Origin of the sequence: Ruegeria pomeroyi DSS-3 (assembly GCF_000011965.2) — a bacterium.
Taxonomy (GTDB): domain Bacteria; phylum Pseudomonadota; class Alphaproteobacteria; order Rhodobacterales; family Rhodobacteraceae; genus Ruegeria_B; species Ruegeria_B pomeroyi.
In genome coordinates, this window is the sequence record NC_003911.12 from 900553 (window position 1) to 919831 (window position 19279).

The window sequence follows — 19279 nt, forward strand, 5'->3', positions numbered from 1 at the left end:
TCAGAACCCCAGAAGCCCGGCCTCGTCCACCGCGTTGGTCAGGAAAGCGTCGGCATCGCTGACCGGGTGCCAGCCGAGCGCGGATCGCGCGCCCGAGATGTCGAACCGGCTTTGATGGGCGCGCGACAGCCAGTCGGCGCGCGAGGGGCGGGTCAGCCCGCTGCGCCCCAGTACCCGGGTCTTGAGCTGGAACTTGACCCAGTCGGCGGCATACATCAGCGACAGGTTGCCGCCGCTCACCCGGATGCGGGCGCCCAGCCGGTCATGGATGGCGTCGAAATAGTCACGCGCGCTCAGGATCGGCGGGCCGACCAGGTTGAAGGCGCGGCCTTCGATCCCCTCTGCCTCGGCGCAGCGGATCAGCCCGTCGACGCAATCGCCGATCAGCACGAAGGGCAGCGGGTTGCGCCCGTTGCCCCACAGCCGTACCGCCCCGGCGCCGTGCCAGCGGCCGATCCCCCAATGTTGCAGCGGTCCGCCCGCACCCAGCACGATGCCGGGCCGCGCGATCACCAGCGGCAGGGCGCTCTGGCGGTGCAGCGCCATCAGGCGCCGCTCGCATTCGGCCTTGGAGCGGGCATAGAGGTTGCGCTCGTCCATCTCGTCCGGCAGCGGTGTGGCATCGGTGATCGTGGCTGCCGGATCGGACATGTCGAAACTGGCGATGGTGCCGGTATAGACCAGCCGCCGCACCCCTGCCGCCAGTGCGGCCTTGCCGATGCCCTCGGCCACGGCGACGTCGTTTTGCAGGCAATCCTCCCAACTGCTGTCGGTGGAACGCGCTAGGTTATAGACCGTGTCGATCCCCGCCATCGCCCGGGCCAGCCCCTCGGTGTCGCGCAGCGACAGCGAGACGGTTTCGACCTGATCGGGCAGGTCGGCAAAGGACCCCTGCCGCCCGCGCGAGATCACCCGCACATCGCTGCCGCGCGCCACCAGTTCGCGGGTCAGCGCCCGACCGATGAAGCCGGTGCCGCCGATCACCATCGCGCTGGGCGCCGGTTTGCGGCTGGGGCTGGCGGGCACCGGCGCGGGCCAGTCGACCCGCTCGAGCACCGCGTCAAGCGCGGTCATCACCGCGACGGCGGAACTGCCCGACCAGCGCGGATCGGCGGGGGCATTCTGCGCCAGCGGCTCCCAGATACCGTTGGCGAGGCCACGAAAGCTGAGTGCGTAAGGCGATTTACGGTTGAACGAGGTCAGTTGCCGGGCCGCATTCACGCTGCCCTGAACCAGGTGCTGGCGGGCAAGCGACAGCTGGCGCAGCAGCGGGTTGGCCACCAGATCGGCGGTATTCTCGGCGTCGATGACCAGCGTGTCGGCAGCCAGGTCCAGCCGCGCCCGCGCCGAAGACCCTCGGATCGTCACCGAGCGGTCATCGGCGGTTTCGACCAGCGACAGGATCAGCACCAGCTCGACCTCGCCCGCCCGGGCCAGGATGCGCCAGCCCTGCGGCCGGGTGCCCGCCCCGGGCAGCGCCACCGGTTTGGACAGCGCCACATGTTCGATCTCGGGCAGGCCGAACAGGTCGATCACCAGGCTCATCAGATGCGGGCCGAATTCCAGCATCAGATTGCGGGTATCGCGCAGCGGCCAGATGCCGAACGGCCCCGCCCTGAGCGGCCCGAACGGATAACACCAGCGGATCTCGGCGCCCGAGACGCGGCCCAGTGCGCCGCGCCGGATCTCGCGTTTCAACCGCGTGTACGAGGGCAGGCCCAGGAAGTTGTGACCGGCGTGAAAGCGCCGGTTCGCTGCGCGCGCGGCATCCTCGATCTCTTGTGTCTGGGCGGCGTTCAGCGCCACCGGTTTCTCGACCAGCACATGCAGGCCCGCGCGCAGGCAGTGCAGCGCCAGCGGGTGATGCAGGTCGGGCGGGGTCAGGATATGCACCCCGTCGCACAGACCGGCGCCGATCAGGTCGTCCAGATCGCCAAAGGCACGCGCGCCATGGGCCGCGGCCAGCCCCTCGGCCAGGTCCATGTTGGGATCGCAGACGGCGGTCAGCTTGACACCCGGCACCGCGCGCAGGGCATCCGCATGCCAGGCAGCGATATAGCCGGCGCCGATCAGTCCGATGCGAAGGGGGGGCGTGGTCATGATACTCTCACTGATACTCGATGATCCGGGGGCGGCGGCGCGCAAGATGCGTCAGCCAGTATTTGCCCATGCCGATCAGGTTGGGGAATTTCGACAGGGTCAGCAGAAACGCCTGTTTGCGGGCCTCGGGGGCGGGCATCCCCTCGGCGCGCAGCCCCTTGGCACTGCGCAGCCACGACAGCGCATAGAGCAGCGCCACCAGCACTGGCACGACCGGTCCCCGGGTGGCGCCGAGCAGCGCGATCAGCGGCAACACGAGGCCCCAGGCCAGCACCCGGCGCTGTTCGGTACGGAAATGGCCGGGATGGCGCAGGCCAACTTGTGCAAAACCATGCCCTGCACGAACGGCGCGTCGCCACCATTGTGCAAAGCGGGTCATCGCGGCGTCATGCCGTGTCATCTCCAGCGGCAGGCGTTCCAGCTGCCACCCGGCCCGCGCCAGCCTGAGGCAGAAATCGTCATCCTCGGCGGCGATCACCGTGGGATCGAACCCGCCCGCCTGCGCAAAGGCCTCGGCCCGGACCATCATGTCGCCGCCGCAGGCCACGATCGGCCCGGCGGGGCGGCGCCATTCATGATCGCAGATGCGGTTGTAAAGGCTCGCCTCGGGCGCGATTTCCGAGCGCCAGCCAGTGACAAGGCCCAGCGCGTCATCCTGGCTCAGCCGGGCCTCGGCGGCGGCGAGCCAGCCGGGAACCAGCGCGCAATCGCCGTCGATGAACTGTACGAAAGGGGCCGGATCCTTTGCCTGCGCGGCCTCGAATCCTGCGTTGCGGGCGCGGGCGGCGCTGAAGGGGATGGACATGTCCAGTTCGACCACCAAGGCGCCGGCGGCGCGGGCGGCGGCGACGCTGCCATCGGTCGAGCCCGAGTCCACATAGATCAGGCGGCGCGCCTGACCGCGTGCGGCGCGCAGGGCGCGGAGCAGCCGCTCGCCCTCGTTCCGGCCGATGAGAACCAGATCGACGCTCATGATCGGCCCTCGCCGCTCAGCACCGATTCCAGCAGATCGCAGGCATGGTCCCAGCTTTGCCCTTGCGCGATCTTGTGATTGCGTGCGGACATGGCGCGCCATTCGCCATCGGGCAGCGAGAGGATGTGTGCGGCGCCCTCGGCCAAGGCACTCGCATCGCCCACATCGGCCAGATAGCCTGTCACGCCCGGTTCGATCAGGTCCTCGGCGGCGCCTACGCGGGTCGAGACCAGCGGCGTGCGGCAGGCCATTGCCTCGAGCAGCGGCAGAAAGAACCCCTCGGCGGTGCTGGCGCAAAGGAACACGTCGCAGGCGGCATAGATGTCGCGGATCCGCTCCTGCGCGGGGCGCAGGTGAAAATCGGCGCCGGGGGGCAAGGGCAGATCGGGGGTCACCGGTTCGGCGCCAAAGGCGACCACATGCAGATCGGGGAAGCGTTGCCGCAGCAGGGCAATGGCGGCTAGCGCGGTATCCGACCCCTTGATCGGGTGCGGGCTGTAGAGAAACCCGACCGTGGGGCGGGCGGCCTTGCCCCGCTCGGGCGCGTGGAACTGGGTCAGGTCGATGCCATTGGGCACCAGCCGCGCGTCGTCGCGGCCATAGGTCCGGCGCAGGATGCCGTCCAGCCAGTTCGAGATCACGATGGGGGTCAGTGGCAGGTAATAGGTGGCGCGCGAGATCTGCCAGGGCAGGAAATCATGCACCTCGTGATGCTGAATCAGGTAGAACTTGCGCCCCTTTTCGGGCGGCATCGCGGCGGCGGCAAAGGCGGTCTCCCACCAGGTCGCCACGATCACGTCCGCATCGGGGATTTCATCCGGGTCGACATGGAAATCGGCACGCGCGGTTTCGATCACTGGCAGGTCCAGCGTGTCGAGATGGCCGGGTGGCTCGGGTGAGTTGGATGCTTGCCCGCGCAGCAGCGCGCGCAGTTTCTGCCGGCGGCCGGGCTGTGCCCGGGCCGGAGTGACAAGGGTGACCTCGTGCCCGCGCGCGCGCAGCATGCGGGCATAGATCGCGATCACGCGCAGGCCGCCCGACAGGTTCGAGCGTGGGCTGAGAAACGTGATGCGCACCGGGTCTGCTCTCCTTGGTCTGATCCGCGCGGATTGCCCTGTCCTAGCATGGGGGCCGGGACTGGCGAGTGAAAATCTCTCTGTGCGCCTCGATACCGCTGCCGGGGTACGGTTTTGCGACCCGACTGTGACCAATCCGGGGCAGGGAGGGCTCTTTTTAATTTGACACTTAAATTAAATCGGGCAAAGCTCTGGCAACGGCTGGGGAGGCGACATGTTCATAGGGCTCGATCTGGGCACATCGGGGGTGCGCGCGATACTGGTACGGCCGGATGGCAGCGTGTTGGACAGTGCCGAGGCCGGCTTGCAGGCAAGCCATCCGCATCCAGGGTGGAGCGAACAGGACCCCGACGACTGGCTGTCGGCGGCGCGCGCCGCTCTGGTCGCGCTGGCACAGCGCCATCCGCTTGCGATGGGCCGCGTCGCAGGTCTGGGCCTGTCGGGGCAGATGCATGGGGCGGTGCTGCTCGATGCGGCTGGGGCGGTGATCCGGCCCGCGATCTTGTGGAACGACAGCCGCAGCTTTGCCGAGGCGGCGGAACTGGACAGGACGGAGGCGGTGCGCGACCTGTCCGGCAATATTGTGTTCCCGGGCTTCACCGCACCAAAGCTGGCCTGGCTCGCAAAGCACGAGCCTCGATCTTTTGCCCGCGTGGCCAAGGTGCTGCTGCCCAAGGATTATCTGGCGTTCTGGCTGACCGGCATCTTGGGGTCCGAGATGTCCGATGCCGCCGGTACCGCCTGGCTGGATGTGGGCGCGCGCGACTGGTCCGACCGGTTGCTGGAGGCGGGTAGCATGCGCCGCGACCAGATGCCGGACCTGCGCGAGGGGACCGGGACTGTCGGACCTGTGCGCCCCGACCTTGCCGCAGATCTGGGCCTGCCTGATGGGGTGCAGGTGGTGGCAGGGGGCGCCGACAATGCCGCCGCCGCCTGCGGCGTGGGCGCATTGGCCGAGGGTGACGGCTTTGTCTCGCTGGGCACTTCGGGCGTGCTCTTGGCGGCGCGAAACGGGTTTCACCCGGACCCGGCCAGCGCAGTGCACACTTTCTGCCATGCAGTTCCCGGACGCTGGTACCAGATGGGCGTGATCCTGGCCGCGACCGACAGCCTGAACTGGCTGGCGCGGATCACCGGCGCCAAGGCCCCAACGTTGACCGCCGAGTTGGGCGCGCTGGGCGCGCCCGGTCCTGTGCGGTTCCTGCCGTATCTCTCGGGCGAACGGACCCCGCATAACGATGCCGCGGTACGCGGTGCCTTTCTGCATCTCGACATTGCGCAGGACCGCACCGACCTGACCCGCGCCGTGGTCGAAGGCGTGAGTTTCGCCCTGCGCGACAGTCTCGACGCCCTGCGCGCCACCGGCGCCGATCTGCCGCGCCTTCTGGCGATCGGCGGCGGCACCCGCTCGCGCTATTGGGTGGAACTGCTCGCCACCGTGCTGGGCCTGCCGCTCGACCTGCCCGAACAGGGCGAGAACGGCGCGGCGCTGGGCGCCGCGCGGCTGGCCATCTGCGGCGTCACCGGGGCCGATCCGGCACAGGTGATGACCCGCCCAGCCGTTGCCGAAACCATCGACCCGCGCGCCGACTTGCTGGAGGCCTATGAACAGGCCCATGCCGATTTCGCCGCCACTTACCCCAAGCTGAAAGCCCTGCCATGACCGAGTTCTTCGCCGATATCGCCCCCGTCCGTTACGAGGGACCGGACAGCGCCAACCCGCTGGCCTTTCGCCACTATGACCCCGACGAAATGGTCATGGGCAAGCGGATGGAGGATCACCTGCGCTTTGCCGTGGCCTATTGGCATTCCTTCGCCTGGGAGGGGGGCGATCCGTTTGGCGGCCAGACCCTGATCCGGCCCTGGCATCCGCAGGACGACATGACCCGCGCCAAGGTCAAGGCCGATGCCGCGTTCGAGATGTTCGATATCCTGGGCGTGCCCTATTTCTGCTGGCATGATGCCGATATACGCCCCGAAGCCGCGACATTCGCCGAGTCCTTGCGGAATTTCGAGGAAATCATCGACCATTTCCTTGCGAAAATGGAAAGCCGCAGGACCCGCCTGCTGTGGGGCACCGCAAACATGTTCAGCCACCGCCGCTGGATGGCGGGCGCTTCGACCAACCCCGACCCGGACGTCTTCGCCTATGCCGCAGCGACCGTCAAAACCTGTTTGGACGCCACCCAGCGGATGGGCGGACAGAACTATGTCCTCTGGGGCGGGCGCGAGGGGTATGAGACGCTTCTGAACACCGATATGGGGCGCGAGCTGGACCATATGGGCCGGTTCCTGAGCATGGTGGTGGATTACAAGCACAAGATCGGCTTCAAGGGCGCGATCCTGGTCGAGCCGAAACCGCAGGAACCCTCGAAACACCAGTACGATTTCGACGCCGCCACCTGCATCGGCTTCCTGCGCAAATACGGGTTGGAGGGCGAGGTAAAGCTGAACCTTGAGCAGGGCCATGCGATCCTCGCCGGGCATTCGTTCGAACATGAAATCGCGGTGGCCGCGTCCGAGGGGATGCTGGGGTCCATCGACATGAACCGCAACGATTACCAGTCGGGCTGGGACACCGACCAGTTCCCCAACAACGTGCCCGAGGTGGCGCTGTGCTATTACCACATCCTGCGAGCGGGCGGCTTCACCACTGGCGGCACCAATTTCGACGCCAAGCTCCGGCGCCAGTCGCTCGATGCAACCGACCTGATCGCGGCCCATGTGGGCGGCATGGATATTTGCGCGCGGGGGCTGAAAGCTGCCGCTGCGATGATCGAGGACGGCGGGCTGGAGACCGCGCTGCGCGACCGCTATGCCGGATGGGACAGCGACCATGGTCAGGGCATCTTGGAAAGCGATCTGGACAGTCTCTTTGCCCGCGTGCTGGCCGGCGAGATCGACCCGCAACCCCACTCGGGCCGTCAGGAGATGCTGGAAAACCACGTGAACCGCTTTGTCTGACCGGGGTGGCATCCGGCGGCACGTGCTGGAGGGGGGCGACGTTTCGGTCGCGATCCTGAACCGTGGCTGTATCACCCAGGACTGGCAGGTGCCGCTGCGTGGCACCCGGGTGCCGGTGGTGCTGGGCTATGCCGACCCTGCCGACTACGCCCATAACCCCGCCTATCTCGGGGTGATTGCGGGCCGGGTGGCCAACCGTATTTCGGGCGCGGCGTTCACGCTGGACGGGCAGCGCTATGACCTGCCCGCCAACGAGGCGCCGAACCACATCCACGGCGGGCCAGAGGGGCTGCATACGCGCCTGTGGGAGATGGAGGCGGACGGTGCCCGCGCGGTGCGCCTGACACTGGTGTCCCCACATGGCGAGGGCGGATACCCCGGGCGGCTCGATCTGACGGTGACCATCCGGCTGGAAGGTGACGCGCTCACCTATGACATACGTGCCGTCAGCGACCGTCCGACCCTGCTGAACCTGGCGCAGCATTCCTATTATTCGCTTGGGGCCGAGACCTGCCGCGATTTCCACGTGACCCTGCCCGCCAGCCGCCATACCCCGAATGACGCCGCCAGGATCCCCACCGGCGAAATTGTCCCGGTCACCGATCGCCCCTTCGACTTTCGCAACGGGCGCAGCATCGCCGAGGCGGACCCAGAGAGACAGGGGCTGGACATGAATTTCGTACTCGACCGGGGGCAGGCGCGGGTGACCGGCAACGGGCTGGTGCTGGAGATCGAGACCGACCAGCCCTGCCTGCAACTCTATAGCGGTCAGCACCTGAACCCGCTGCACCCCCCCTTGCCGGGCCAGAGCCACGCGCCCTTTGCGGGCCTCTGTCTGGAGCCGCAGGGCTATCCCAACGCGGTGAACACCCCCGGCTTTCCCTGCCCGCTGGTCACCCCCGATCACCCCTACCGCCAGCGCACGACAGTGCGCATACGCGAACAGGACGCGGCATGAGACGGCTGGTCGCGCTTCTGACGTTTGTGGCAGGTCCACTGCTCGCCGAACCGCTGCCACGCGCCGATGCAATATTTGCCGAACCCGCGATGGAGGCGGTGCGGCTGGGGCAGCTTCTGTTCTATGACCCGATCCTCAGCGGCAACCGCACGATATCCTGCGCCAGCTGCCACCATCCGCGCTTTGGCACCTCGGACGGGGTGTCGCTGGGCCTGGGCGACGGCGCGGTTGGGATCGGGCCGGACATGCGCCTCGACCCGCAAAACCCGCCGGAACAGCGCATCCCGCGCAATGCACCGGCGCTCTTCAATCTCGGCGCGGCGGAGTTCACCCGTTTCTTTCACGATGGCCGACTGGAAAGCGATCCCACCCGCCCCTCGGGCATCCGCACGCCGCTGGGTCCCGATATGGAGCAGGGCTTCGCCTCGGCGCTGGCCGCACAGGCGATGTTCCCGGTGCTCTCGGGCGATGAGATGGCCGGGCATTACTCGGAAAACGACGTGGCCCAGGCGGTGCGGCAAGGCAGGCTCACAGGCCCAGGCGGGGCCTGGGCGATCCTGGCGGCGCGCATCGAGGCGATCCCCGACTACCGCCGCTCCTTTGACGCGGTCATCGGGCCGCGCCCGGTGACATTTGCCGACATTGCCAATGTGATCGCCGATTTCATGGTGTTCGAGTGGCGCGCCGATGACAGCCCCTTTGATCGTTTCCTGCGCGGGGAGGGGGACCTGCCCGAGGTGGCGAAAGCGGGGATGGACCTCTTCTATGGCAAGGCGCGGTGCGCGACCTGCCATGCGGGGCAGTTCCAGACCGATCATGCGTTCCACGCCATCGCTATGCCGCAGATCGGGCCGGGCAAGGCGGCGCGCTTCGAGCGGCACAATCGCGATATCGGGCGGATGCGGGTGACGGGCGATCCGGCAGACGCTTATGCGTTCCGCACGCCCTCGCTGCGCAACGTGACCGCAACCGCGCCCTATGGGCATAGCGGCGCCTATGCCAGCCTGCGCGCGGTGGTCGAACATCATCTCGACCCGGTGGCCAGTCTCGAAGCCTATGATATTGCGTCGGCGCTGCTGCCGGGGCCCGGGTTCGCCAGCGACCGGGCGGTGCTCGACGATCCGGCGGAGATGGCGGCGATCGCCGCGTCGAACCGGTTGGAGCCGATCCGGCTGACCGAAGCGGAGGTCGATGCCCTGCTGGCCTTTCTGGATACGCTGACCGACCCCGTGGCGCTGTCGGGGCGTCTTGGCATTCCCGATAGTGTCCCGAGCGGCCTGGCGGTGGCGCGATAGATTTTTCGTCGAAAAATCTTTGCCTCCGGCGTGAGTATTTTTAGCGGAATGAAGGGGCTATCGCCGTGCTTTCAGGCCCTTGGCGGTGCGGATCAGCGTCAAGGCCTGATTGGGGCCGACATAGACGGTTTCGGATTTGGCGCCGTCGGGCCAGATCACACGAATGCCGATCTCTCCGGCATCCGCCAGGCCGAAATGTTCGAACCCCGCCATACCTCCGGCATGGCCGCCGCCCACCATGATCTCGCGAAGTTGCGGGGCGCCGGTGGTGGTGACCTCGATCCATCCGCCGATGGCGGCGCGGTTGGGGCCGGGCTGTTCCAGCGCCAGCGCCAGCCAGTTGCCAGTTTCGGGCGTCACATTCTGCCAGATTTCCATCGGCGCGCGGCGGTTGACCACCGCGATATCAAGCCGCCCGTCGCCGTCCAGGTCCACCAGCGCGCCGCCGCGCCCCCGGTGCAGGCTGGCGATGCCGGCGCGGTCGCCGGCCTCGGCGAATGTGCCGTCGGGCTGCTGGATCAGCAGGTTGTTGGGGTCCTCCATCGCCGCGTCGGGCATCTGTTCGACATTGCCCTTGGTGATGAAGACATCGTCCAGCCCGTCATTCTGTACATCGCCGAAACCGATATGCCAGCCGGTCGAGGGCCGCCCGTCGCCACCGGTATAGGGGCGGTGGGCGGTTGTGCCCATGGCATAGGGCACATCCGTGAACTCCGCCCCGTTCCCGGTCATCCGCTGCAACCGCTGGTCGCCCATCGAGGACAGGAAGACCTCTTGCCGCCCGTCGCGGTCCAGATCGCGCTGGGCAATGCCCATGCCCCAGAGCTTGTGGCTGAGCCAGCCATCGGCGGGGCCGAGCAGGCGGGGCGTGGACCCGATCGCCCACATCTGTTCCTCGCCGTCAGAGACATAATAATGCCGGTCGTTGCTGACCCGCAGGTCGGCGCGGCCCTGCCGCGCCCAGTCGCTGAACAACATCGAGAGCGGGCAATACCCCGGCGTGAGTTCGATGGGCGGGCCGTACCGGTCGCCCTCGGGCCGGTAGAGCAGGTTGGTGTCGCAGGTGCCGAACGGCCCGTTCGGGTTGCTGCGGTCGACATAATTCCCAAAGGCTAGTGTCGGCAGGCTCTGCCCCGTCTCCCAGGTGGCGGAAAAGGCGGTGGTCCAGCGGTCGTCGCTGGTGAAACCCAGCCCCTCGAACGGGGCAAAGCTGCAATCGGCGCCCCCGCGCAAGAGTTGGTTCGAACCCACCCGCAGTACCACCAGATCCATGGTCCCGTCGCTGTCGATATCCAGAGGATAGGCGCCGGTCATCCCCGGTTCGGTCAGGGCTTCGGGCGTGTCCGCCTCGAAGCGCAGCGCGCCCGCATCCGAGCGGTTGCGCAACAGCGTGGCCGGGTTCTCGCCGCCTGCCGCCAGCAGCTCGGGCAAGCCATCGCCGTCGCAGTCGAACACCGCCAGCCCGCCGCCGACGAAATGCTCCCAGCCGCCCGCATAGACATGTTCGGGCACCGGGACCGGGTGGAACATGGGTTCGGCCACAGCGGGTGTGGCCCCCAGCGCCAATGCAAACAGCTCAGGCCGCATCTTCGTCCAGCCGATCCAGCGCCAGTTCCGAGACCTGCTCCAGCGCATAGGCCGCCGCGCCGCGCGCCCACATCAGGTCGCCCCATTTGTGCACCACCACCTCGGGCGGGGGCTTGTCCACCTGCACGATGGATTTGCGCATCGCCTCGATCACCGCATCGGCATAGAGATGGTCAAGCTGCATCTGTTCGCCGGCAAGGATGATCAGCTCGGGGTCGAAGATATTGACCAGATTGGCCAGTCCCATGGCAAAGATCTGGCCCGCCCGGTCCAGGATGCTGCGCGCGGTCGCATCGCCCGTCCGCGCGGCATCCAGCAGGGTTTCGATCCTGGTGCCCGGGTCGCCAGTGGGTGGCAGGCCACTGACCAGCGTCGCCTCGCGCAACAGCGCGTAATCGGCCACATAGGCCTCGAGACAGCCGCGCTGGCCGCAGCGGCAGAGCGCGCCGTTCAACTGCACCTTGGTATGGCCGAACTCGGCGCCGCACCCGCGGGTGCCACGATAGAGCGCGCCGCCGATCACCATGCCCAGGCCAACGCCGCTTTCGATGGTGACGACCAGAAAATCCTTGTGTTCGCGCCCCAGGCCAAAGGTCTGCTCGGCCACCGCCACCAGATTGGCGTCATTGTCGATGAAACAGGGGGTGCCCAGCGTCCGTGTCAGCAGGGCGCCAAGATCGACGTTGCGCACCGAGAGCGAGGGCGACCAGTGCACGAAGCCGTCGGTCGCCTCGACGATACCGGCGATGCCGACACCCACGCCCGAGATCTCCTCGGCCCGGCGTCCGGCGGTGGTGGCCAGATGGGCGACCGCGTCGCGGATCGCATCGGCCAGCGCCTCGGGGGCGTTGACGGGGGCGGGCAGGTCGCATTCCTTGGCGGCCAGCTGTTCGCCCTCGAAATCCAACAGCACCAGCGACAGTTTGTGATGCGAGACCTTGACCCCAACCAGCAGATGCGCGGCGCCGCGAATCTTGAGATCGACGCGGGGCCGGCCCCGGCGGGAATCCGGCCCGGACTCGTCGCGCTGCACCTCTTCGATGAGGCCGCGCGACAGCAGTTCGGCGGTGATGGTGGTGACCGTGGCCCGGCTGATCCCGGTCAGGTCGGCCAGCTCGATCCGGGGGATGCGGCCCGCGCGCCGGATCTGATGCAGCAGGGTGCGGCGGCCATATTCCCGTTGCATCACAGCCATTTATGCATGTCCTTCCTGGTTCTTTCGGGCGCCGGTCTGCGGATCCTATCCAGCCGGGGACGCCGGGCCAAGCCTTTTGGGGCGCGGCCTGTTGCACAAGCCTATCTTATTTAATTTGACATTCAAATTAAAATCACACACGATCCGTCGCATCGGCCCCGCCTGTGCCAATGTCCTGGCGTGCGGCTGCAACCGATTTGGGAGGACAGAATGAAACTCTTTGCAACCGCGGCTGCGGTGATTGCGGGTGCCGTGATGAGCACCTCGGCCCTGGCCCAGGATGTCGTTGTCGGCGTCAGCTGGTCGAACTTTCAGGAAGAGCGCTGGAAAACCGACGAGGCCGCGATCAAGGCCGAGCTGGAATCCAAGGGCGCCAAGTATATTTCCGCCGATGCCCAAAGCTCCTCGGCCAAGCAGCTGTCGGATGTGGAAAGCCTGATCGCGCAAGGCGCGACCGCGCTGATTATCCTGGCACAGGACGCGCAGGCCATCGGCCCCGCCGTGCAGGCCGCAGCAGACGAGGGGATCCCGGTCGTCGGTTATGACCGCCTGATCGAGGACAGCCGCGCATTTTACCTGACCTTCGACAACGTCGAAGTGGGCCGGATGCAGGCCCGCGCGGTGCTCGAGGCCGCGCCCTCCGGGCGCTATGTCATGATCAAGGGCTCGCCCACCGATCCGAACGCCGATTTCCTACGCGGCGGTCAGCAGGAAGTGCTGCAAGCCGCCATCGACAAGGGGGACATTACCATCGTCGGCGAGGCCTATACCGACGGCTGGCTGCCCGCCAACGCGCAGCGCAACATGGAACAGATCCTGACCGCCACAGACAACGGTGTGGACGCGGTTGTCGCCTCGAACGACGGCACCGCCGGCGGCGTTGTGGCGGCGCTGACCGCGCAAGGGATGGAAGGCTTGCCGGTCTCGGGCCAGGATGGCGACCATGCCGCGCTGAACCGGGTGGCCAAGGGCACCCAGACCGTTTCGGTCTGGAAGGACGCTCGCGATCTGGGCCGTGCGGCTGCGCGTATCGCCGTGTCGCTGGCCGAAGGCACCCAGATGAACGCCATCGGCGGCGCCGATGACTGGACCTCGCCGGGTGGCACCAAGATGAACGCCATGTTTCTCGAGCCGCTGCCGATCACCAAAGACAACCTGTCGGTTGTTGTCGACGCTGGCTGGATCACCCAGGAAACCCTGTGCCAGGGCGTGACCAACGGTCCCGCACCCTGCAACTGATCCTTTCCCAACACGACCGGTCTCACCCTGTTTCGGGGTGAGACCCCCAAAATCGCAGGACATCCCATGACTCATTCCGAGGCGGAGCTGTCCCCGGCACATCCCAAGAAATCCTTTGTACAGACGCTGGAACTGGATCTGCGCCTTCTGGGCATGATCGGGGCCTTTGCGATCCTGTGCGTCGGGTTCGACATCGTGACCGGCGGCCGTTTCCTGACACCGCGCAACATCTTCAACCTGACCATCCAGACCGTTTCGGTTGCGATCATGGCCACCGGCATGGTGTTCGTCATCGTCACCCGTCATATCGATCTGAGCGTCGGCGCCCTGCTGGCCACCTGCTCGGCAGTGATGGCGATGACCCAGACCGAGATCCTGCCCAACATGCTGGGCCTGGGGCTGGGCCATCCGCTGATCCCCTGGGTGACCATCCTTGTCGGCCTGCTGGTGGGGTCGCTGATCGGTGCCTTTCACGGCTGGCTGGTGGGCTATCTCGCCATCCCCGCCTTTATCGTCACGCTGGGCGGACTGCTGGTCTGGCGCAATGTCGGCTGGTACCTGACCAGCGGCAAGACCATCGGCCCGCTGGACCCGACCTTCATGCAATTCGGCGGCATCAATGGAACGCTGGGCGCCACCTGGTCCTGGATCGTCGGTCTGCTGGCGCTGGCCGCCGCGCTCTATGGTCTGTGGGCGAGCCGCAAGAACAAGCTCCGCCATGGGTTCCCGGTCAAGCCGCTCTGGGCCGAGGGGGTTCTGGCGGCGCTGATCTCGGGCGCGATCCTGGGCTTTGTCGCCATCCTGAACGCCTATGAGGTGCCACTGGCCCGGCTCAAGCGCGATTTCGCGGCGCAGGGCCTGACCTTGCCCGAAGGCTATACCGAGGCTTATGGCATCCCGATCTCGGTGCTTCTGCTGATCTTTATCGCGGTGGGCATGACCATGCTGGCACGCCGAACCCGGCTGGGCCGCTATATCTTTGCCACCGGGGGCAACCCGGATGCGGCGGAACTGAGCGGCATCAACACCCGGCTGCTGACGGTCAAGATCTTTGCGCTGATGGGCGCGCTCTGCGCCATCTCGGCGGTGGTGGCCTCGGCCCGGCTGACCAACCATTCCAACGACATCGGCACGCTGGACGAACTGCGCGTGATCGCGGCCGCCGTGATCGGCGGCACCGCGCTGGCGGGGGGCTTCGGCACCATCCACGGCGCCATCCTGGGCGCGCTGATCATGCAGTCGCTGCAATCGGGCATGGCCATGGTCGGTGTCGACGCGCCCTTGCAGAATATCGTCGTGGGCGCGGTTCTGGTGCTGGCGGTTCTGATCGACATTCTCTATCGCAGAAAGACGGGGGCACGGTGATGATTGACAGAACGGGAACACCCTTGGTCGAGATGCGCGACATCTGCATCTCGTTCGGTGGCGTACACGCGGTCGACCATGTCAGCGTCGATCTCTATCCGGGCGAGGTGGTGGGCCTTTTGGGCCATAACGGCGCCGGCAAGTCGACGCTGATCAAGATCCTCTCGGGCGCCTACCAGATGGACTCGGGCGAGATCCGTATCAACGGGGATCGGGCCGAGATCCACAATCCGCGCGACGCAAGGCGTTACAATATCGAGACGATCTATCAGACATTGGCGCTGGCGGACAATCTCGACGCGGCCTCGAACCTGTTTCTGGGGCGCGAATTGGTGACGCCCTTCGGATTGGTCGATGACGATGCGATGGAGGCCGAGACGCGCAAGATCATGGCGCGGCTCAACCCCAACTTCAAGAAGTTCAACGAGCCGGTCTCGGCCCTTTCGGGCGGCCAGCGCCAGTCGGTTGCCATTGCGCGCGCGGTCTATTTCGATGCCCGCATCCTGATCATGGACGAACCCACCGCCGCGCTAGGCCCGCATGAAACGCAGATGGTTGCCGAGCTGATCGAGCAACTCAAGGCACAAGGGATCGGCATCTTCCTGATCAGTCACGACATTCATGACGTGATGAAACTGTGCGACCGGGCCAGCGTGATGAAAAACGGCCAATTGGTGGGTACGGTCGACGTGGACAAGGTGACCGATGACGACCTGTTGGGCATGATCATCCTGGGCAAGCACCCGGGCGAGCAGGCCGAGGCGTGAGCATGACCGTCCTGGTGGCAGATGTGGGGGGCACCAATACCCGCGTCGCGCTGGCCAGCGCCGGGCAGCTGGTGCATCTGGCCCGGTTCGCCAACGATGCCTATGGCTCTTTCGCCGAGGTGCTGACGGCCTATGCGCGGGGCAGGGACCTGCCGGGTCTGCGCGGCGTCTGTGTCGCGGTGGCGGGCCCGGTGGCGAATGGGCGCGCCGAGCTGACCAACCGGAACTGGCATTTCGATACGGCAGAGCTGGCCGCGCCGCTGCCAGGGCAGGGCGATGTTGCGGCGCGGCTGATCAACGATCTGGTGGCGCTGGGCCATGCCTTGCCGGGGCTGACGGCAGCGCAGCTTGACGTGATCCGCGCGGGCGCCGTACAGCCTTCGAACGATCAGGCGCTGGTGGCCGGGCTGGGCACCGGTTTCAACACCTGCCTGCTCAAGGGTGGCGCGGTGGTCGAGGCGGAACTGGGCCATGCCAGCCTGCCGCTGGCCATCGCCGAGGAACTGCGCGCGCAGCTTGGCGACGCGGCGGGCGGGTTTCGCACCAACGAATGCCTGTTCTCGGGCCGGGGCCTGTCGCGGCTGCATGCCATCCTGTCCGGTCAGGACCGGCGCGGACAGGACATCCTGGCGGATTATGCAATTGGCGAGGACCCGCAGGCCGCCGCCACGGTGACTCTGACCGCGCGGCTCTTGGGTCTGTTCGCCCGCGAACTGGTGTTTCAGTACCTGCCGTTTCGCGGCATCCACTTTGCCGGCGGGGCCGCGCGCGGCATCCTCGGCTCGGCGGCGCGCGCCGAATTCCTGTCGGCCTTCGAGGCCGATGGGCGGTTTGCCGACCATCTGGACCGGGTACCGGTGCGGCTGATCGCCGACGATGCCGCAGCGCTCAGCGGCGCAGCGCGACTGATGGAGGAATGCGCATGAGTGCACCGCTGTTCCGCTGGGGTATCCTGTCGACGGCAAAGATCGCGCGCGAACAGGTGATGCCCGCGATTGCGCGATCGGAGACCGGCGTGATCCACGCCATTGCCAGCCGCGACGCGGGCCGGGCACAGGCGCAGGCGGCGCGGTTCTCGGCTGCGCGCTGGTATGACGGGTACGATGCGTTGCTGTCTGATCCGGATGTGGACGGGGTCTATATCCCGCTGCCCACGGCGCAGCATGTCGAATGGGCAATCCGCGCGGCGGAGGCAGGCAAACACGTGCTCTGCGAAAAGCCCATCGCGCTGAGGGCCGAGCAGATCGACCGGATCATTGCGGCGCGCGACGCCACGGGCCGGGTCGTGTCCGAGGCGTTCATGGTCTGGTATCACCCGCAATGGCACAAGGTGCGCGACCTGATCGCCAGCGGCGCCATCGGGGCGTTGCGGCAGGTCACCGGCGGGTTTTCCTATCACAACACCGACCCGGACAACATGCGCAACCGGCCCGAGCTGGGGGGCGGGGCGCTTCCCGATATCGGGGTCTATCCGGTGGTGACGACCCTCTTGGCGACCGGAGGGGAGATGCGCCGGGCCGAGGCGCGGGTCGCGTATTCGCCCGAGTTCGGCACCGATATCCTTGCCCGCGCCACGGTTGGCTTTGACGGGTTCGATCTGGATTTCCATGTTGCCACCCAGATGGCCGCCTATCAGTCGATGCTCTTCTTTGGTGAAACCGGCTGGATCGACGTGCGGACCCCGTTCAATGCCGGTCTCTACGGGTTTGACGAGGTTGTGCTGCACGATCAGAAGGCGCTGTCGCGACAGGTGTTCCGCTTTCCGGGCATCAATCAGTACGAGGCGCAGGTGGATGCTTTCGTTCGGGCGACGCGCGGCGCGGGCGCGGTCTTTCCGCTGGAGATGTCACGCCGTGTGCAGGAGGTGATCGACGCGATCTATGCCGCGGGCACGCCCCGCCGCGCCTAGCGCGGCACCGTTTTCCGGCCCGGAAAACGGCCCGGAATTCTTGCAGAATTCCGGCGCTCAGCGTCCGATCGCATAGGCCTGCATCAGCCGGGGCGTTGCCGCCGCGCGCAGCGTGCCGTCAGACAGGCGGCTGGCCGCGGTCAGGCGGCCGACGCTCCAGGGCTCGGCCACCTCAACCCGGTGACCGCGTGCGCGCAACTCGGCGATTGCGGCCTCGCCCAGGGCGGGTTCCACCATCAGATGCCCGGGCTGAACCTCGCGCGGGTAGAATGAACTCTGGAAATGGTTGGTATGGAACAGTGGGGCGTCAATTGCCTCTTGCAGGTTCAGCCCGCCATGCACCAGCCGCAGGAAATAGATCAACTGCCACTGGTCCTGCTGGTCGCCCCCGGGCGTTCCAAAGGCCAGCTCGGTTCCGTCCGGCCCCCGCGCCATAGAGGGCGACAGGGTGGTGCGCGGGCGGCGTCCCGGTGCCAGCGAGGTCGGCAAGCCTTCCTCCAGCCAGAACATCTGTGCCCGGCTGTTCAGCGGCATTCCCAGCCCCGGCACCACCGGCGCGCTTTGCAGCCAGCCGCCCGAAGGGGTGGCCGAGACCATGTTGCCCCAGCGGTCGATGACGTCCAGATGCACGGTGTCGCCCTTGCGCTGGCTCAGATGCGCCATGGTGGGTTCCCCCGCGCCGGTTCCCCCGGCCGAGGCATAATCTTCCCGCGCATGGCGCAGCGCCGCCGCGACCCAGCTCTCGTACCCCTCCACCAGCCCCGGGCGCTGTTCGGTCGATGCGCGTTCGCCGATCAGGCCGCGACGGGCCTCGCCATAGCGGGCCGACAACAGGGCCGACATGGGAATGTCGCTGTGCTCGGGGTCGCCGTAATAGGCCTCGCGATCGGCGAAGGAAAGCTTCATCGCCTCGCTCACCAGATGCACGAACTCGGCGCCATTGAGGTCGATCGCATCCAGATCGAACCCGTCGAGCAGATGCAGCGATTGCAGCAGCGCGGGGCCTTGTGTCCAGGGGCCGCCCTTCCAGACGGTCCAGTCCTTGTAGCGGGTCGAGATCGGTGCCTCGTAACTGGCCTGCCAGCAGGCCATGTCCTCGCCGCTCAGCACGCCCTTGCGGCGCCCGCCGGCAGCATCCATCACGCAGGCATGGCGCAGATAGCGGTCGATGCTCTCGGCCACGAAACCACGATAGAAGGCGGCACGTGCCGCCTCGATCTGCGCCTCGCGGCCCGATACCGTCTCGGACTCGGCCAGAAGGCGCGTCCAGGTGTCGGCCAGGGCCGGGTTCTTCATCAGCGCCCCGGCGCGCGGGGCGCTGCCGCCGGGCAGCCAGGTTTCGTGAGAACTCGGCCATTCCGCGCGAAAGAACTCCGCCAACCCGGCAATGGTGGCGGCGACCCGGGGCAGGGCGGGATGCCCCGCCCGGGCATAATGGATGGCCGGTTCCAGAATATCGCGCAGCGGCAGGGTGCCGTAATCGCGCAGCATCAGCATCCAGGCGTCGAAGGCACCCGGGATGACGGTGGCCAGCAAGCCCGATCCCGGAATACGGGTCAGCCCTTCGGATCGGTAATGCGCGATGGTGGCCCCGGCAGGCGCGGTGCCCTGTCCGCAGACCATGGTGGGCACCACATCACCTGCCGGTTTGATCAGCATCGGCATATCGCCCAGCGGGCCGTTCAGATGCGGTTCGACCACTTGCAGGACGAACCCCATCGCCGCTGCCGCATCGAACGCGTTGCCGCCGCGCTCCAGCACCCCCATCCCGACCGCCGAGGCGATCCAGTGGGTGGAGGTGGCAACGGCAAAGGTGCCCGCGATCTCGGGTCGGGTGGTAAATCGCATGGC

The 19279-nt window shown here is 67.0% G+C and carries 15 protein-coding genes; 9 read left to right on the top strand and 6 right to left on the bottom strand.

Annotation, left to right across the window (positions count from 1 at the left end):
* The 3 genes from SPO_RS04295 to SPO_RS04305 are packed head-to-tail and all read right to left on the bottom strand — an operon-like array spanning window position 1 to window position 4149.
* Window positions 1-2100, bottom strand: a complete 2100-nt coding sequence (locus SPO_RS04295) for an NAD-dependent epimerase/dehydratase family protein (protein WP_011046601.1) — start codon at window positions 2098-2100, stop codon at window positions 1-3.
* A 7-nt stretch (window positions 2101-2107) separates the two neighbouring features.
* Window positions 2108-3073, bottom strand: coding sequence for a glycosyltransferase (locus SPO_RS04300; RefSeq protein ID WP_011046602.1), 966 nt, complete (start codon window positions 3071-3073; stop codon window positions 2108-2110).
* Complete coding sequence (locus SPO_RS04305; protein WP_011046603.1) at window positions 3070-4149, bottom strand: glycosyltransferase family 4 protein; 1080 nt, start codon at window positions 4147-4149, stop codon at window positions 3070-3072. Before SPO_RS04305 ends, SPO_RS04300 begins: the two co-directional genes overlap by 4 nt.
* A gap of 214 nt (window positions 4150-4363) precedes the next feature.
* Between SPO_RS04305 and xylB the strand changes: the two genes are divergently transcribed.
* Genes xylB through SPO_RS04325 form a run of 4 tightly spaced genes read left to right on the top strand, consistent with a single transcriptional unit; the run spans window position 4364 to window position 9366 of the window.
* Window positions 4364-5812 (top strand): xylulokinase, encoded by a 1449-nt coding sequence (gene xylB / locus SPO_RS04310; RefSeq protein WP_011046604.1) that lies wholly within the window; start codon window positions 4364-4366, stop codon window positions 5810-5812.
* The gene (gene xylA / locus SPO_RS04315) at window positions 5809-7113 is read left to right on the top strand and encodes a xylose isomerase (protein WP_011046605.1); all 1305 of its coding nucleotides are present in this window, start codon (window positions 5809-5811) and stop codon (window positions 7111-7113) included. Before xylB ends, xylA begins: the two co-directional genes overlap by 4 nt.
* Complete coding sequence (locus tag SPO_RS04320; protein ID WP_044027926.1) at window positions 7106-8071, top strand: aldose epimerase family protein; 966 nt, start codon at window positions 7106-7108, stop codon at window positions 8069-8071. Before xylA ends, SPO_RS04320 begins: the two co-directional genes overlap by 8 nt.
* Window positions 8068-9366, top strand: a complete 1299-nt coding sequence (locus tag SPO_RS04325; protein ID WP_011046607.1) for a cytochrome-c peroxidase — start codon at window positions 8068-8070, stop codon at window positions 9364-9366. Before SPO_RS04320 ends, SPO_RS04325 begins: the two co-directional genes overlap by 4 nt.
* Before the next feature lie 57 nt (window positions 9367-9423).
* Here SPO_RS04325 and SPO_RS04330 read toward each other — a convergent pair whose 3' ends face one another.
* Window positions 9424-10953: a CRTAC1 family protein gene (locus SPO_RS04330; protein ID WP_011046608.1), complete on the bottom strand. Its 1530-nt coding sequence runs from the start codon at window positions 10951-10953 to the stop codon at window positions 9424-9426.
* Window positions 10943-12148 carry an ROK family transcriptional regulator gene (locus SPO_RS04335; RefSeq protein WP_044027928.1) on the bottom strand — a complete coding sequence of 402 codons (1206 nt, stop codon included), beginning with the start codon at window positions 12146-12148 and terminating at the stop codon, window positions 10943-10945. Before SPO_RS04335 ends, SPO_RS04330 begins: the two co-directional genes overlap by 11 nt.
* 210 nt (window positions 12149-12358) lie before the next feature.
* On the opposite strand from SPO_RS04335, the gene xylF reads away from it, so the two are divergent.
* From xylF to SPO_RS04360, 5 genes are all read left to right on the top strand, one after another.
* On the top strand, window positions 12359-13387 hold the full coding sequence (gene xylF / locus SPO_RS04340; protein WP_011046610.1) for a D-xylose ABC transporter substrate-binding protein: 1029 nt from the start codon (window positions 12359-12361) through the stop codon (window positions 13385-13387).
* A gap of 66 nt (window positions 13388-13453) precedes the next feature.
* Entirely contained in the window at window positions 13454-14752 is a 1299-nt protein-coding gene (locus SPO_RS04345) for a sugar ABC transporter permease (protein WP_011046611.1), read from the top strand.
* On the top strand, window positions 14752-15519 hold the full coding sequence (locus tag SPO_RS04350) for an ATP-binding cassette domain-containing protein (RefSeq protein WP_044027929.1): 768 nt from the start codon (window positions 14752-14754) through the stop codon (window positions 15517-15519). The genes SPO_RS04345 and SPO_RS04350 overlap by 1 nt, the downstream gene beginning before the upstream one ends.
* A gap of 2 nt (window positions 15520-15521) precedes the next feature.
* On the top strand, window positions 15522-16445 hold the full coding sequence (locus SPO_RS04355) for a glucokinase (RefSeq protein ID WP_011046613.1): 924 nt from the start codon (window positions 15522-15524) through the stop codon (window positions 16443-16445).
* On the top strand, window positions 16442-17428 hold the full coding sequence (locus SPO_RS04360) for a Gfo/Idh/MocA family protein (RefSeq protein WP_216700144.1): 987 nt from the start codon (window positions 16442-16444) through the stop codon (window positions 17426-17428). The genes SPO_RS04355 and SPO_RS04360 overlap by 4 nt, the downstream gene beginning before the upstream one ends.
* A gap of 57 nt (window positions 17429-17485) precedes the next feature.
* Here SPO_RS04360 and SPO_RS04365 read toward each other — a convergent pair whose 3' ends face one another.
* Complete coding sequence (locus tag SPO_RS04365) at window positions 17486-19276, bottom strand: gamma-glutamyltransferase family protein (protein ID WP_011046615.1); 1791 nt, start codon at window positions 19274-19276, stop codon at window positions 17486-17488.
* Window positions 19277-19279: the final 3 nt, after the last annotated feature.